This is a genomic window from Terriglobia bacterium, assembly GCA_020073185.1.
In the GTDB taxonomy this organism is placed as follows: domain Bacteria; phylum Acidobacteriota; class Terriglobia; order Terriglobales; family Acidobacteriaceae; genus JAIQGF01.
The window spans coordinates 1-13,379 of the sequence record JAIQFT010000003.1 but is presented as its reverse complement, the minus strand read 5'-3'; the positions used below and the strand labels follow the sequence as shown (position 1 = coordinate 13,379).

Genomic DNA, 13,379 nt, shown 5'->3' with positions numbered 1-13,379 from the left:
TGGCGGTGCTGTGAGTTGCGTCACACCAGCCTTGCCCGTGTCGAAAAGGGTGCCGGCCGGCTTGCTGCGCGGTGGTGACGCGGTTAAAGTGACAGAATCAGGATCCATGCTCGCGCTGGGCAACACCCCGCGTTTCCTAATTCGCTTGGGTGCGCCCGTCGATCTCGACGAGCGCCGCCGGGTGGAGCGGGTGCTCGCCTCGGCCCGCGTACTACTGGCCTGCGCCGGCTTGCTGGCCATCTACTTGGATCCCACCGAGCCCAGCCGCTATGCCAATGTCGCCTACGGGGTATTGATTTCCTACGTTGTGTACAGCGTCGTCGTGTGGGGCATGTTGAACCGCGCCGAGGCCGCCGTGCCCTCGTTTCCCTGGATCCATCTCCTCGACCTGACGTTCCCCGCTGTGGTGACGCTGTTCTCCGAAGGCCCCAATAGCGCGTTTTTCCTCTACTTCGTGTTCGTGCTGACGGCCGCGGCGTTCCGCTGGGGCTTTCTCGAGACCTTTGCCACCGCCGTGGCCACCGTGGCCGTCATGACCTCCGAGGCGGCGCTGTTGACCTTCGGCCATCCGCTTGGAACCTGGTTGGAAGGCGACTACGAGGTGAATCGCTTCGTTATCCGCTCCACCTACTTCATCCTTCTCGGTGCCCTGTTGGGTTACCTTGCCGAGGAAGGAAAGCAGTTGCGCGCCGAGAGCAGGTTCATTGCTCGCATCGCCGGATTGGCGCGGGTGGAGGCCGGCCTGCGCAGTTCGATGCAGGCAATTCTTGGCGCAACCATGCGCCTTTTCACGGCGCCGCGGGCCCTGGCCGTCCTTCGTCAGAACGCTTCCGAACGCGTCTTCCTGTGGCATTCCGAAGCGAAGCCCAACGGCCACAACAGCATTGGCTGGTCGGAGGTCGGCGCCGAGGAGCGCGCAGGCTACACCGCATCCTTGCCGACGCACAGCTTTTATGCGCAGCGGCGCGGATCGACGTGGAGCACTTGGGAGGTTGATGCCGAGGGCCAGCGCGCGCACACTGATTCCTTGTGGTCGCCGGCCGAATTTCCGCAGGTCAACGATGCGGCATCCGTGCTCTCCACCCCGCTCAGCATGGGAGAGGAATGGACCGGATACCTGCTGCTGTACGACGCCAATACCGGTCGAGACAGGCTCAAGGAAGTGTTCTTTGCCCAGAAGCTGATCCGCCAGATCACGCCGGCCATTTACAACGTGTACCTGTTGCGGCGGCTCCGTTCCCGCGCTGGCGCGATCGAACGCGCACGGGTGGCCCGCGAGCTGCACGACGGCGCCATCCAGGCCTTGATCGCGGTGGAAATGGAGGTGGACGTCCTACGCCGCGAGGTCTCGCGCGTAGACAACCCCGCTCAGGTCGCGCCCCGCCTGGAACGCATTCAAGAATTGCTGCGGGAACAGGTGTTCGCCCTGCGCACTATGATGCAGCAGATGCGTCCGCTTGAGGTCAGCTCCGGCCAGCTCCTCGACCACCTCGCCGACACCGTCGAGCGCTTCCGCCGCGATACCGGCATTGCCGCGGAATTCGCCACTGCGCTGGAAGAAGTCGAGCTCTCGCCACGCACTTGCCGCGAGCTGGTTCGCATTGCCCAGGAGGCGCTGACCAACGTGCGCAAGCACAGCGGAGCCCAGCGCGTGCTCGTCCGCTTCGGCGCGCAGGAAGGCCAATGGACGCTGGCGGTGGAAGACGATGGCCGCGGCTTCGCCTTCGTCGGCAAGAAGTCTCTGGCCGAATTAGACGCTTGCCGAAAAGGCCCGGGCGTCATCAAGGAACGTGTGCGTATGCTAGGCGGCAATTTGGAGATAGAATCGCAGCCTGGCCAGGGTGCTCGTCTGCAGGTTACTCTGCCCCAGAAGTCACAAGCCGGCTATGTCTAACGTTCCTATCCGCATTCTCATCGCCGACGATCACCCTATCTTCCGCGACGGCCTGCGCCGGCTGCTGGAGTCCGAGCCCGATTTGCGCGTGGTCGGAGAAGCCGCCGACGGCGCCGAAGCTGTCGCCCTGGCGCAGGAACTGAAGCCTGACATCCTGCTGCTCGATCTCGCCATGCCCGGCATGCCCGGCCTGGAGGCCTTGCGCGAGCTCAGCCTCGCCAAGAGCCCCGTGCGTACCATTCTGCTCACCGCCTCGGTGGAGCGCCCGCAGATCGTTGAGGCGCTGCAACTCGGCGCCCGCGGCGTGGTGCTGAAGGAATCGGCGACCCAGCTCTTGCTCAAGAGCATCACCGCCGTCATGGCCGGCAGCTATTGGGTCGGTCGCGACAGCGTGCCCGACCTGCAGCAACTGGTGCTCGGCAAATTCGCTCCCGAGCAGCCCGGCAACCGCTACGGCCTGACCCGGCGCGAAATGCAGATGGTGGCCGCCATCGTCGAGGGCTCGAGCAATCGCGAGATGGCGCAGAAGTTCAACGTGCGGGAGGACACGGTCAAGCACCACCTGACCAGCATTTTCGCCAAGCTCGGCGTCTCCACCCGCCTGGAGCTGGCCCTGTTCGCCCTCGAGCACCGCCTGGTAACCAAGGAGAGGACGGCGCGGTCGGCGCGAGCCTGAGCCGTGTCAGGTTCGCAGGTGATTCATCTCGCACCGGTCCGGGTGGAAGTGGCCATCCGTCACAACTAGACGTGAGGAAAGTCACAGCTCCCTGTGCTTAGCGGGTTACAATCGCTTCAGGTCCGCGGAGGTGCTGCCATGGCGACTGACGAGCGCGACGTCCTTGAAGTCCTGAAGTTCGAACTCAACTTCCTCGAGCAGGGCGGTTACGGCCGCTCCGTCCACACTTCGCAAACGCCGACCTCGATCTTCCAGGATTCCATCACCTGCCTCAACTTCGGCGAACCCCGGCGCCCGCACCCGTGCGCGGAATGCATGCTCATCGATTTCGTTCCGGAGTCGTCCCGAAACGAGAATGTTCCCTGCCACCATATTCCGCTGACTCCGTCGGGAGAAACCGTCGCCACCTTGGAATCGGGCTACAATCAGGCCAAGCTGGAAGGGGCCGCGATCGCCTGGTTGCGGGCCGTCATCGCGCGTATTGAGCAAGAGCGCCTGACGCGCAGTGCCTGATCAGCAGAAGGAGGCGCGATGCTTTCCAAGTGCGCCAACCCGGCCTGCTTCGCGTCGTTTCGCTACCTCCACGTAGGCCGCATCTTCACCCTGCTGTCCGGCCCGGAATTGCGTGGCGCCTACGCCGTCTGGGACCACGCCGTCGAACACCACGTCGAACGCTTCTGGCTGTGCGAGGCCTGCTCGCAGACCATGACCGTGTGCCGGGTCAACGATCGGGTCGTGGTGCGCCGTCTGCCGCCACGGCCGCGCGCCACCTCGGGGCCGGCCATCGCGGCCTGAGGTTCCATTTTAGGAATTGTCTGAGTGGATTTGTTCGCTTTCATCGCTTGCCGCCGGCTGCGCCCGTCAGCGTCCGTTATAAACTGTTTTTCCAAGCCGGGTTGTCTGTTCCTGGGAGCATGTATGAAACGGGAATTCACTTCGCTGACCCCGCAAGAAGCGCTGCACGTCGCCATCTTCATCGAAGAGCGCAACGCCGAGCTCTACCAGCAGTTCGCCGAACTGTTCGCCGAATTCAAGGATCCCGACTCGCTGGAGATCGCGCAAGTCTTCTGGGACATGGCCACCGAAGAGCGCGGTCACGGCACCATGCTGCAGGAGCGCTATTTCGAGCGCTACGGTACGCAAGCCTGCGTCGTCACCGAAGAGGACGTTTGCGAGTTGCTGGAAGTTCCCAAGCTGGAAAGCGGCGAGTTGTTTGCCTTCTCCCGCGGCCATGCCTCGATTGCTCCGCGCACCGCCGCCTTACAAGTCGCGCTCGAGGCCGAGCAGACCGCCATGCGTTATTACTCGCAACTGGTGGAAAGAACCTCTGACCGCAATCAGCGCAATATGTACGCTGAACTCGCCAACTTCGAAGCTGACCACACCGAGTTTCTCCGCCGCAAGCTCAACGACGCCAGGCGCGCCGTCAGCGGTGGCGACGTGGTCTGAACTTGTCGTTAGGCGAGCGACGGTCCTGAACTGCCGAACACGTCTTCTTCAGCCGCAAGAATGACAATGGTGTCATCCTGAGTTCGCGGCGCGCGCTGGTCGCGACGCGAACTGAGGATCGATGTTTCGAGTCCACTACGCCGCCACTTGCCTGGCCGGTCGTTGCACTTCGCGCAGCTTCCCCGTCGTCACGTCATAAACGAACCCGCGCACCGGAATGTGCTTGGGAATCCACGGGTGCGAATGCACACGATCAATCTGCCGCCGGACATTTTCCTCCAAGTCCGAAAAGGCATGGAAGTGCACCGGCGCGACCACCGCCGTGCCCGTTGCCTTCTCCAGATGCTGCCGCAAATCGTCATCCTTGAAGGTCAGCATGCCGCAGTCGGTGTGGTTGATGATGAGAAATTCCTGCGTGCCCAGCAGGTGGTGCGAAATCAGCAAGGAGCGCAGAGCATCTTCCGTGATGATCCCGCCGGCATTGCGGATGACGTGCGCATCGCCGGTCTTCAGCCCCAGAATCTGTTCCACCGTGAGGCGGGCATCCATGCACGCCACCACCGCCACCTTTCTGGACGGTGGCATCGCCAGGCTGCCAGAATCGAAATTCTGTGCGTAGTGCTGGTTAGCTTGCAGCAGATCGTCGGTCGTACTCATCGTTTGTTCTCCTTTTTGCGCAAATTAGAATGCCGCTCGCGGGGAGCGGCTGGGAGGCTGGAACTCGACTCAGATCAGAAACCGCGCCAACGCCCCGGGCCGCTGAGGCCGCGACGACAGCAAGGCACAAGCACGATCATGCAGAGTGGGAAAGACATCATAGTCGGATACAAGAGATGATTCGTCCCGCGATTCGGTCACAAAGAGATTTAAGACAATACGGTCGCTCCGCCCTTGTCTCGCCCGGGACTTGGGCGGGACGGGTCCGGTTCCCGCTCACGACACTTCCCCACTGCGTCGCAAGTTGCGCAGTGTCAGCGCCACCGCGATCAATCCGAGCACGGCAAAGATACCGCAGCACACTGCCCAATCAGGGTACAAATGTCGCGGCGCTGACAACGACACCAGCAGGAAAAAAAACGGATTGGCATAGATCGGGGCGCGAACGTCCAGAGGTATAGCTGCCCACATGGCCGCGCCCTGGTGCATCATGCTGAGGCGCACGAAAAACAGGATTGCCGTCACCACGCAGAGCACAATCACCGTCCCGTAGCCCACCGCGGTAGCGTGCATGCTGCGCCGGAAGACCGAAGACCAGTACAGCCCCACGGCGCTCATGCTGGCCAGGATGATGATCGTCGTGGCAGTCACAATGAACACTTCCCACGGCCCGATCCCGCCAAAGGCGAAGGCCAGGCTCATCACCGGCAGGCTGGTCACCAGCAGGAGCACGACGAACAGCAGCGACGCCGCGAATTTTCCCCACCAGATCTGATTGACCGTCAGCAGCGAGGTGAGCAGACCTGCCAGCGTGCGTTGTTCCTTCTCGATGGTCAATGCGCCGGCGCTGAAGATCGGCGCCAGCAGCAGCAGGAGCGCCAGTTGCGCGAAGGCGACAGTCAGAAATAACGCCACGCCGATCTGCGAGCCCTGCACTTCGGCATACGGGCGGTCCACCGTGGCTAAGAAATAGGCAAACACCACTACCGCACCCAGTGCGACCAGGTACAGAGACGGCAGCAGCCACCCGCGCCGCTCGCGCATGCGCTGGCGTACCTCCTTGCGGATCATCGGGTTCATGCTTTGCCGCCCGGCGGTGAGAACGCGCGCCGGTACTCCTCTTCCAATCCCACGTCGCGAGCAAGGAAACGCACGACGGATACTCCGCCCGCGATCAGGGTTCGCAACAGCGCGGCCGCTTCACTGGCTGCGCCGGTGATTTCCACCAGCAGTGTTGGGCCTTGTTGCTGCAGCAGCCGCGTTCCAGCCGCCGCAGTGAGGGCGACCATGGCAGCCGCCGGATCGCCCAGCACCTCGATCTCGTAGACCAGCGCCTTCGCCTGTTTCTCGCGTAACGGGATCACTGCCCGCCCCTCGGCATCCCTGGCATTGCGGCCTTGCGCGATCAGCGCCACGTTGGTGCAAATGTCCTCCAGGTCGCTGAGGATGTGCGACGAGATCAGGATGGTCACGCCTTCCTCATTGAGCGCGCGCAACTGCTGGCGCAACTCGATGCGCGCGATGGGGTCCAGTCCCGTCGCCGGCTCATCGAGCAGGAGCACTCGCGGCTGGTGCAACAAGGTCTTGGCGAGCAACAACCGCTGTTTCATGCCGAACGACAGCTCTTCCACGTAGGCGCTGCTGCGCGCCTCCAGCCCGGAGCGTTGCAGCGCGCGCGCCACTGCCGATCTCCGCTTGTCACCTCTAAGCGCGAACGCGTCGGCAAAGAACTCCAGGAACTCGCGCACGCTCATCTCCTGGTAGAGTCCCGGCTGGTCGGGCAGGTAGCCGACCACGCGCTTGATCGCCTGCGGATTGCGGGTTAGGTCCTTTCCGTCAATGGCGACCCTTCCGCTCTGCGGCCGCAGCAACGTGGCCAGGGTCTTGATCAGCGTCGTCTTGCCCGCGCCGTTGGGACCGACCAGCCCGAACAGTTCGCCGCGTCCGACGTGCAGCGTGAAGTCGTCCAGTGCGCGCGTGCCGTTGTAACTCTTGCGAACGTGCTCGATGTCGATCAATCGAACACCACCACCAGCAGCGCCTGGTCGTTTCTGGCGTACGCAACTCCCGCCAGCCGCGCGGCCAAGGTGGGAGTGCCGCTCAGTCCGAGCACAACCCGGCCGCTTAGGCGCTGCACATACGACATGCGGGCCAATTCGGACAGCGACGGCGGCCCCGAACGCTGCTGCGCGGGACTCTCCTGCGCTTGACGCAGTTGCTTATCGTATTCATACAAGGGCTTTGCCGGAACATCGGCCAGCGACACTTCCGCGCCCGGCGCAAGTGTCCCGAGCGTCCACACCTTTTTCGCGCTGAAGTCCACGAATATCGCCTCCCGCAGTTCCACTCCGGTCTCGTTACGCAAACGCCCGGGGGCAACCTCCCGCACGCTTCCGCGGAATCGCCGCGGGCCCTCGAAGCTGTGGTCGGAGAATGACCAGCGCAGTAAGGAAACATCGATCTCTTGCGGAGGTCCCAGGCGGAACTCCATGCCCGGAGCGATGCGCTGCTCGCGGATTTGGGCGCCGATATCAACGCTGTCGAGCGCTTTCCGGTCGGGGTTGGAAAGGATCGCCTCCGGCTCCGCCAGGCTGAGCGTCATGGTGCGGCGCTCGGGCGCGGAGATGCGCAGGCCGTAAGTCGCATAGGCATTCGGGCTGCGCTGGTCCATCCAGTAGATGGCGAGGTTGTCCAGGGTGAAGTGCTTGGGCCGTTGCAGCGAACTTGAAACATAGAACGAGGCAGCAAAGAGCAGCGCGCCGGCAACGATGGTCAGCCAGCCCCATTCCAGCCGCCGCAGGCGGCGCAGGATGGCGAAGTTCACGAGTCCAATCACGACGATGTAGATGGCCAGCCAGATCAGCAGCCAACGCAGCCGCGGGAAGGTGAACTGGGTCGCAGCATGGCGGCGGAACCAGTTCATTTCCTCGCTAGCTCGGTTCGGCATCCACTGATACTGTCCCTGCGAAGCTGCCAGCAGGTCGGTCAGCATGCCGCCGGTAAACACGCTGCCCAAGGTTTGGCTCTTCAGGCTGGCGATCCGGTACAGCTTGCCGCGGCTGACCCGCACCGCTTGGCCGCTGGCTGCGCCCTGGCGATACGGCGCCAGGAAGTCCGGGTCGGCGATCTCCTTCTCCAGCAAGATCAGCCGTCCGCCACGGCGCAGGAAGTCTTCGATCGCGGCGCGCTGGCCGGGCGTGTAGCCGCTCATGGGCGCTGCTACGACCATTGACTGCAGAGTGGAATACGGCCACCAGTGCGCGCGCGGGCCTAGCACGGTAATGAAGTGCAGCTTCTTGTTCTTATCGACCCGTTCTTCCATGGTGCCGCTGAACTGCGCCTGCTGTTGCACATCTTTGCAGGTCTGGTCGCCGCCACAGAGCAGGCCGACATTGCCTTCCACGGAGCGCGTGGAGAGCTTGTCCCCCTTGATGCGGTCATAGGCGAAGACGCGGCCGTCTGCTGCTGTGGCGCTTGCCTCCATCCGCATGTCGGCGTTCGCATAGGGCAGAATAACCGGCAGCTCAAGTTCGCGTGTCTCGTTGGCATCGAGAACGATCTGCGCGGTGAAGCTGTCACCGCCACCCAACATGGCTCGCTGATTCGGAGTGCGGGAAGCAGCGTTAACCCGCAAGTCCAGGCGCAGCGGCTGCGCCCGCGGATTGGCGATCCGCAGACGCACTGACGTCGGCTGACCGCCGACGTACTCGCCGTTGAGTCCAACTTCGAGGATATGCAGCGGCCCGAACTGCGGCGGCAGCTTCTCGTCCGCGGCAAGCGCCGCCGCCGCGCACAGCAGCAACAACAGCATGCATGGCAGCAGACGCATGCTTACGTTGGCGTCAAAGAACACTGGCCGGGAATAGGAGGCAAGTGGCATTCTATGCGCGAACCTTCGCAGTGCGGACTACAAGCTGGAACCTGGAAAGCGATTCGACTTTCTTGCGGGTGACGCCTGTAGCCTGCAGCGGCTTCAGTCCCGCTTCTGCGGCGCCACCATCGCCTCCGCCGGAAACGACTTAAATACCACTTCGCGCTGTTGCGCCGTCTGCTTGTGGTCTTTGTCCTCGGTTATCTGCGTCAGCGTGCCCTTGATTGTCCAGTAGGCTTCCGCGCCGGGCGTCTTCCCTTCTCCGCGTTGCACCGTGCCTTTGAACTCGAACGAGATGCCGTGCACCGACCGCGTGGTGAACGCCAGCTTATTGCCTTGCATCGAGCCCTTGGTGAACATGTGGTCGAGGAAGGCGCCGCGGTCGCTGTCGAGGTCGCCGTAGCGCGAGACGAATCCGTTCACGCGTCCGTCCGGTTCCACGTCAACCTCCACGAACTCGCCTTCGCGCAGGAAAGTGTACATGCCGGAGACGTCGTTGGAGGCGGCGGGTGCGGAGGCGCTCTTGGGCGGCTGCGATTGCGCCCACGCGGCCGCGCTCGCCAGCAGGAGAAACACAGTCGCGAGTCGCAAGCGGCGAGTCGCGAGCGCTTGCATTCCGCATCCTGGGACGAACGCGTTGTCTGGAGACTCGGGACGAGCGGCTCCCGACTTCCTGGGGCTATCCCTGAGTGTCTGCATCATAAGAATCCTGATCGACTCCCATGATTAGAACACATCCGGGAACGCGCTCCGAGGGCACAGAAGAGGCAGTTACTAGGTTAACTCTGCTGGTGGAATGGCCGGCAGGACATCAGGTGTTTGCCGAAAACCTGCGCGATCTTTTCTTCTACCCCGCAATACCGGAACCATCGCTGACGTCACGGCACGCGCCGTTCTGGCCCGACGTATTCGTCGAGCGTCCGGTCGCTTGGCGCAGCATGGCGTCGTCGGCGCTCCATCACGTGTTCGCGATTGTGGTCGTCTACGGGATGTCGGTGACGTGGGCACCGCGCGCGCCGGTCAGGAGCCGCAGCCCGTTCGACAACAGCAAGATCACCTACTACAGCGTTTCGGAGTATTTGCCAGCCATCGACACCGGCAGCGCGCCCGCGCCTGCCCAAGAAGAGCGCAAGGGCGAACCGAAGTGGGCGAAGCAGCGCATCATCTCGCTTCCGCCTGCGCCCGACAATTTCCGCCAGACCATCGTCACGGCCAGCCAGATCAAGCTGCCGAAGGATGTGTCGATGCCGAACCTGGTGGCGTGGACGCCTGTTCCGGCGCCGGTTCCAGAGGCGGCGATAAAGTCGGCGGCGAGACTGCCGGCGTTCACGCCGGAGGTCGTCGCGCCTGCGCCGTCCGCGGACGCGCTGCGCTCCAAGGCTGCGGCTGCCTGGCAACCCGAAGTTGTCGCGCCTCCACCTTCGATGGAAACGGCAAAGTCCAAGACGCGCCTGCCCAACATCCCTGAGCCGTCGGTGATCGCGCCTCCAGTTTCCTCCAGTGCGGCGGCGCGTCCGCTGGGCGCGATGAATGTGGCGCGACTCGATCCAACAGTTGCAGCACCCAAGCTTTCAGTTCCCGAGCAACGCACCGCAACCGCTGGCTCTGAGGGCGCGGGCCAGGTCGCGCCGAACGGCACGGGCGGCGCGGCTGTACAGCCAGCGCCTGATGTCGGCGGAATCGGCAATGGCAAGCGCGCGGCGGGACAACTGATCGCGCTGGGGCTCGATCCCGCGGCCGTGCATGGTCCCATCGACGTTCCCAACGGCAGTCGTTACGGGAAGTTCGCGGCCACGCCGGTAGGAAATCCCAATGCTCCGGGAACGCCTGACATCAAGGGCGGCGGAACGAACGGCGGAGCTGGACACGGATCGAATGGCGGAGGCGGAAACGGCGGAGGATCGGGTCCGCCGGGAATTTCGGTTGGGCCTGGACCTTCAAGTCCTAGCGCAGGAGGCGTGGTCGCGCAAGGCGATCCGTTGGATGTTCTGAAGTCGACTGCAAGCGCTCCGAAACCGCCGACAACGATGGCGTCGCTGGCAAAGCCGCGCATGGCGGACATTCCGCACGCGTCGCGCAGTGCGCCAACGCTGAATGCGCCAAGCAGGATCGAAGAGAAGGTGTTCGGCGGGAAGCGCTATTACTCGATGACGCTGAACATGCCGAACCTGACGAGCGCGGGCGGAAGCTGGATCATTCGCTTCGCGGAGTTGAAGGAATCGTCGTCAAAGGGCGACGTGATCGCGCCACAAGCGCGGGTGAAAGTGGATCCTTCGTATCCGGCGGAATTGATGCGCGACCGCGTGGAAGGAACGGTCATGCTCTACGCGGTGATCCACAAAGACGGAACGGTAGGCGAAGTGAAAGTGCTGCGCGGAGTGGAAGAGAGATTGGATGAGAGCGCGCGCGTGGCGCTGGCGCGCTGGAAATTTTATCCGGCGATGAAGAATGGATCGGCGGTCGATCTGGAAGCAGTAGTGCAGATTCCGTTCGCGGTGAGGAAAATGCCGTTCTGAAGAAGCGCAGAATCTCGGCTTGAGAATCTAGTAACTATCTGGTAAACCTATACTCCCCCCTCCCCCCTCCATTTCAATGGAGCCAACAACATACGCACGGTATACCATGACACTGGCACGGTAACCGTGGCGGGCCGGACTGTGGGGTTGGAGCCTTGTGGAGAGTGGGAAATCTCGCTTCTGGATGCTATCCCTCCCCACCCTGTCGCTCCAACCCCGGGAGCGACAAGGGTGGGGCAACCTCAAGAGTAGTTACCGGGAAAAGGGTGGGCCAGCCCCCAACCGCTGGCACCAAAATCTGACCGGCGGGTCGGGATACAACCACTGGTACAACTTCAACGCCAAACATCAGGTCCCCGAATTCCAGTACGACGCGGCAGGCAACGTGCTCTATGATGGTTCCCACTACTACACCTACGATGCGGAGGGGCGGGTGATCGCCGTCGATGGCGGCTACGCGGCGGGCGGCAGCACGTATTATTACGATGCCGAGGGGCGGCGCGCGCGCATCCTGCAAGGGGCCAATCAGCCCAGCGGTCTGAATGACTACGTATACGACATTTCCGGCAAGATGATCGCCGTGCTGGGCGACAGCGGCAGCCTGTCGCGCGGGGAAGTATTCGCCGGAGGCCGGCATCTGGTCACGTACGCCAATTCCACCACGTATTTCACGCATGCCGACGGACTGGGCACGGAACGGGTGCGCACCGACCCGCAGGGGAATGTGGTCAACGTCTGCACCAGCCTGGCCTTTGGCGACGGCAAGTCCTGCACCGGGCCTTATACCAGCGCCAACCAGTTCACCGGGGAGCCGTTCGACTATTGGAGCGGGTTGGATCATTTCTGGTTCCGCGACTACAGCTCCAATCCGGGCCGCTGGATGAGCCCAGACCCGGCGGGGCTGGCGGCGGTGGACCCGTCCAATCCGCAGTCCCTGAATCGGTATGCGTATGTGATGAACAATCCTACGAACCTGATCGATCCTCTCGGTCTTTTCGACGATTGCACGACCGGCTGCGCTAACCCGTTTTCAGCGATCACAGATGCGAGTCAAAGAAGTCTCGTGGCGGGAGATTTCGGTGGAGCTTGGCTGCGCTACCAGACGCAGCAGTTTCGAAACCAAAGCGGCTGGACCCACCCGATGCGGCAAGCTTACGGGGACTACTTGAAGGGCGTTTACGGTCAGACCCGGGCACGTGCAGAGGGGAGCGACTGGCAGATTTGGATGGACAACTCGCGCACAGAAGTGATTAACGGCGCGTTCTTTTATTTCGGTGGCGGAACTTGGGTGGACGCAGGAGGAAGCATCGTTGCCGCAAACAACGGCACGCTCCCTAACGGAGATGTGCCCGTCAGGTGGGATATCTTCCGAAATTCTGCGCAGTGTCCGACCTGCGGGAACATTATGCGCAATACGGCCGGGGCGGTGAATACTGCTGCAGTGGCGACTATGGTACTGGCTGCTCCCTTCGTAGTTGCAGGTACAGCGCCGACAATTGCTGGAGCTTATTGGACCGCCTACGGTCAGGCGTACAACTTGTCGGTGTACGGTTGGGCTTCGGCCGAAGCTTTGGGCCTTGACCCAACACAGCGGCTCTTGCGTGCAGCTGGAAGGATGGGCTCACCCGGGCCGTTGGGTACCTTGTGGCGTACGGCTACATGGGCGTACAGGCAATGCCAGGTATATTACGGGTGTTGAGCCCAGTCAGAAGCGGGGAAATGCCGTTGACGAGCCAAGCCGGGCAGCATGTGGGACATATGTGCTGTCCAGAGTGTGGTGGGACAATCGAAGTACGCCACACGCGCTATCCCTATTTTGCTTGCCCCAATTGCAGGTGTAATCTCTGTGTTCCACGAGCATTTCATATCAAGGTCCAGATTATAGGTGCAGTGCTGGGATTTATATTGAGTTACGTAGCTCACGTTCGCGGCATAGCACTAATCGCGTGCATCATTGTTGCTGCGGTTGTCATCGGCGCTGTGCTTGCTCCAATCGGATTAGTGCTGCTGCCGCCGAAACTGGACAGATACAATCCTTCCCTGCCGCCGGGGAGCTTAGGCCTAAGGTGAGGCGGCAACAAACGACCCAGCGGGTGGCCCAGGTAAATGAATGGCGGGTGGCCCACCTATTCAACCGAATAGATGGTGTGGGTGGCCCACCCTTCGCGGGTTTCGAAGAAATGGGGTATCTACTTCACTCAGGTGACCCCAAGATGTAGTATGGCCTGCCATGGAGGATTATCCACGAAATCAGGCTGAATTTGAGGCCCGCTTTTCGACAGAGGCAGCTTGCCGAGAGTATCTGGTCCGGCTGCG

Annotated in this window: 12 protein-coding genes; 7 read left to right on the top strand and 5 right to left on the bottom strand. The window is 62.4% G+C overall.

What is annotated here, in order from left to right:
* Window positions 1–106: 106 nt before the first annotated feature.
* The 5 genes from LAN64_01145 to LAN64_01125 all read left to right on the top strand — a co-directional run bounded on the left by LAN64_01145 (window position 107) and on the right by LAN64_01125 (window position 4,019).
* Window positions 107–1,894 (top strand): hypothetical protein, encoded by a 1,788-nt coding sequence (locus tag LAN64_01145; GenBank protein ID MBZ5566434.1) that lies wholly within the window; start codon window positions 107–109, stop codon window positions 1,892–1,894.
* Complete coding sequence (locus LAN64_01140; protein ID MBZ5566433.1) at window positions 1,887–2,570, top strand: response regulator transcription factor; 684 nt, start codon at window positions 1,887–1,889, stop codon at window positions 2,568–2,570. The genes LAN64_01145 and LAN64_01140 overlap by 8 nt, the downstream gene beginning before the upstream one ends.
* Before the next feature lie 138 nt (window positions 2,571–2,708).
* On the top strand, window positions 2,709–3,083 hold the full coding sequence (locus tag LAN64_01135; protein MBZ5566432.1) for a hypothetical protein: 375 nt from the start codon (window positions 2,709–2,711) through the stop codon (window positions 3,081–3,083).
* Window positions 3,084–3,101: 18 nt separating this feature from the next.
* Complete coding sequence (locus LAN64_01130) at window positions 3,102–3,365, top strand: hypothetical protein (GenBank protein ID MBZ5566431.1); 264 nt, start codon at window positions 3,102–3,104, stop codon at window positions 3,363–3,365.
* Between the two features lie 123 nt (window positions 3,366–3,488).
* On the top strand, window positions 3,489–4,019 hold the full coding sequence (locus LAN64_01125; protein MBZ5566430.1) for a ferritin family protein: 531 nt from the start codon (window positions 3,489–3,491) through the stop codon (window positions 4,017–4,019).
* Between the two features lie 135 nt (window positions 4,020–4,154).
* On the opposite strand, the gene LAN64_01120 is transcribed toward LAN64_01125, so the two are convergent.
* The 5 genes from LAN64_01120 to LAN64_01100 all read right to left on the bottom strand — a co-directional run bounded on the left by LAN64_01120 (window position 4,155) and on the right by LAN64_01100 (window position 9,162).
* Window positions 4,155–4,676 carry a carbonic anhydrase gene (locus LAN64_01120; protein ID MBZ5566429.1) on the bottom strand — a complete coding sequence of 174 codons (522 nt, stop codon included), beginning with the start codon at window positions 4,674–4,676 and terminating at the stop codon, window positions 4,155–4,157.
* Window positions 4,677–4,952: 276 nt separating this feature from the next.
* On the bottom strand, window positions 4,953–5,756 hold the full coding sequence (locus LAN64_01115) for an ABC transporter permease (GenBank protein MBZ5566428.1): 804 nt from the start codon (window positions 5,754–5,756) through the stop codon (window positions 4,953–4,955).
* On the bottom strand, window positions 5,753–6,694 hold the full coding sequence (locus tag LAN64_01110; protein ID MBZ5566427.1) for an ABC transporter ATP-binding protein: 942 nt from the start codon (window positions 6,692–6,694) through the stop codon (window positions 5,753–5,755). The genes LAN64_01115 and LAN64_01110 overlap by 4 nt, the downstream gene beginning before the upstream one ends.
* The gene (locus LAN64_01105) at window positions 6,691–8,556 is read right to left on the bottom strand and encodes a hypothetical protein (protein MBZ5566426.1); all 1,866 of its coding nucleotides are present in this window, start codon (window positions 8,554–8,556) and stop codon (window positions 6,691–6,693) included. The genes LAN64_01110 and LAN64_01105 overlap by 4 nt, the downstream gene beginning before the upstream one ends.
* 93 nt (window positions 8,557–8,649) lie before the next feature.
* A complete protein-coding gene (locus tag LAN64_01100; protein MBZ5566425.1) occupies window positions 8,650–9,162 on the bottom strand; it encodes a hypothetical protein in 513 nt (170 codons plus the stop codon).
* A 107-nt stretch (window positions 9,163–9,269) separates the two neighbouring features.
* Here LAN64_01100 and LAN64_01095 point away from each other — a divergent pair, with 107 nt between their 5' ends.
* Together LAN64_01095 and LAN64_01090 are read left to right on the top strand one after the other, a co-directional pair.
* Window positions 9,270–11,063 carry a TonB family protein gene (locus LAN64_01095; GenBank protein ID MBZ5566424.1) on the top strand — a complete coding sequence of 598 codons (1,794 nt, stop codon included), beginning with the start codon at window positions 9,270–9,272 and terminating at the stop codon, window positions 11,061–11,063.
* 184 nt (window positions 11,064–11,247) lie between these two features.
* Complete coding sequence (locus LAN64_01090; GenBank protein ID MBZ5566423.1) at window positions 11,248–12,762, top strand: RHS repeat-associated core domain-containing protein; 1,515 nt, start codon at window positions 11,248–11,250, stop codon at window positions 12,760–12,762.
* The last annotated feature ends 617 nt before the right edge of the window (window positions 12,763–13,379 follow it).

Coding starts and splice junctions, on each gene's coding strand:
- LAN64_01095 (MBZ5566424.1), top strand. CDS start 9,270: ATGATTAGAACACATCCGGGAACGCGCTCCGAGGGCACAGAAGAGGCA.
- LAN64_01130 (MBZ5566431.1), top strand. CDS start 3,102: ATGCTTTCCAAGTGCGCCAACCCGGCCTGCTTCGCGTCGTTTCGCTAC.
- LAN64_01135 (MBZ5566432.1), top strand. CDS start 2,709: ATGGCGACTGACGAGCGCGACGTCCTTGAAGTCCTGAAGTTCGAACTC.
- LAN64_01145 (MBZ5566434.1), top strand. CDS start 107: ATGCTCGCGCTGGGCAACACCCCGCGTTTCCTAATTCGCTTGGGTGCG.
- LAN64_01120 (MBZ5566429.1), bottom strand. CDS start 4,676: ATGAGTACGACCGACGATCTGCTGCAAGCTAACCAGCACTACGCACAG.
- LAN64_01105 (MBZ5566426.1), bottom strand. CDS start 8,556: ATGCCACTTGCCTCCTATTCCCGGCCAGTGTTCTTTGACGCCAACGTA.
- LAN64_01125 (MBZ5566430.1), top strand. CDS start 3,489: ATGAAACGGGAATTCACTTCGCTGACCCCGCAAGAAGCGCTGCACGTC.
- LAN64_01140 (MBZ5566433.1), top strand. CDS start 1,887: ATGTCTAACGTTCCTATCCGCATTCTCATCGCCGACGATCACCCTATC.
- LAN64_01115 (MBZ5566428.1), bottom strand. CDS start 5,756: ATGAACCCGATGATCCGCAAGGAGGTACGCCAGCGCATGCGCGAGCGG.
- LAN64_01090 (MBZ5566423.1), top strand. CDS start 11,248: ATGCTATCCCTCCCCACCCTGTCGCTCCAACCCCGGGAGCGACAAGGG.
- LAN64_01100 (MBZ5566425.1), bottom strand. CDS start 9,162: ATGCAAGCGCTCGCGACTCGCCGCTTGCGACTCGCGACTGTGTTTCTC.